Origin of the sequence: Mesorhizobium sp. M4A.F.Ca.ET.050.02.1.1, from assembly GCF_003997725.1 — a bacterium.
Classification (GTDB): Bacteria; Pseudomonadota; Alphaproteobacteria; order Rhizobiales; family Rhizobiaceae; genus Mesorhizobium.
Genome location: NZ_RZSG01001185.1, coordinates 1 through 1,255, shown reverse-complemented (window position 1 = coordinate 1,255; position 1,255 = coordinate 1). Strand labels below are relative to the sequence as shown.

At 63.8% G+C, this 1,255-nt stretch carries 1 protein-coding gene; it reads right to left on the bottom strand.

Annotated elements, in window-relative coordinates; all coding sequences use genetic code 11:
• A partial coding sequence (gene adh / locus EOA33_RS36160) for an aldehyde dehydrogenase (protein WP_127407755.1) occupies window positions 1-1,168 on the bottom strand: 1,168 nt, incomplete at its 3' end.
• Window positions 1,169-1,255: the final 87 nt, after the last annotated feature.

The window sequence follows — 1,255 nt, the reverse complement described above, 5'->3', positions numbered from 1 at the left end:
TGAACACGGTGGGCTTGACGTAGTAGCCGCCGGCAAGGTCGCCCGGCAGATGGTTCTGCTCGCCGCCTGTGAGCAGCTCGGCCCCTTCCTGGCGGCCGACGTCGAAGTAGCTCAGTATCTTCTGCAACTGCTCGTTCGAAGCCTGGGCGCCGATCATGGTTGCCGGGTCGAGCGGATCGCCCTGGACGATCGCCTCGACGCGCTTCAGCGCCCGCTCGATGAACCTGTCGTAGATCTTTTCATGCACCAGGGCGCGGCTCGGGCAGGTGCAGACCTCGCCCTGGTTGAGCGCGAACATCACGAAGCCTTCGATCGCCTTGTCGAAGAAGTCATCGTCCTCCGCCGTCACGTCCTGGAAGAAGATGTTGGGCGACTTGCCGCCAAGCTCGAGCGTGACCGGGATCAGGTTCTGGCTGGCATATTGCGAGATCAGGCGGCCCGTCGTCGTCTCGCCAGTGAAGGCGATCTTGGCGATGCGGTTCGACGATGCCAGCGGCTTGCCGGCCTCCAGGCCGAAGCCGTTGACGATGTTGAGCACGCCCTCCGGCAACAGGTCGCCGACTAGGTCGGCCCACAGCATGATGGTGGCTGGCGTCTGCTCGGCCGGCTTCAGCACCACGCAATTGCCGGCGGCGAGCGCTGGCGCCAGTTTCCATACCGCCATCAGCAGCGGGAAATTCCACGGAATGATCTGGCCGACAACGCCGAGCGGTTCGTGGAAATGATAGGCGACGGTGTCGTGGTCGATCTCGGAAATGCTGCCCTCCTGGCTGCGCAGCACGCCGGCGAAATAGCGGAAATGGTCGATGGCCAAAGGCAGGTCGGCCGCCGTCGTCTCGCGGATCGGCTTGCCGTTGTCCCAGGTCTCGGCGAGCGCCAGCAGATCGAGATTGTCCTCCATGCGGTCGGCGATGCGGTTGAGGATCAGAGCGCGAGCGGCAGCACTTGTCCTGCCCCAGGCGTCCTTGGCCTTGTGCGCCGCGTCGAGCGCCGCCTCGATGTCCCTGGCGTCCGACCGGGCGACCTCGCCCAGCGGTCCGCCGGTCACAGGTGATATGTTCTCGAAGTATTTTCCAGATAGTGGCGCCACCCATTTGCCGCCGATGTAGTTGTCGTAGCGCTTGGCGAAGGGAACCTTGGCCGTGCGGGAAAATTCCACCTTGTTCATTGTCTGCCTCCCAGCAAAACAGCGGCACGGAATGTGTCGCGTCGCGGGAGACAGTTGCGGATGCCTTTTGGCTTGTCAGCCCGGGGC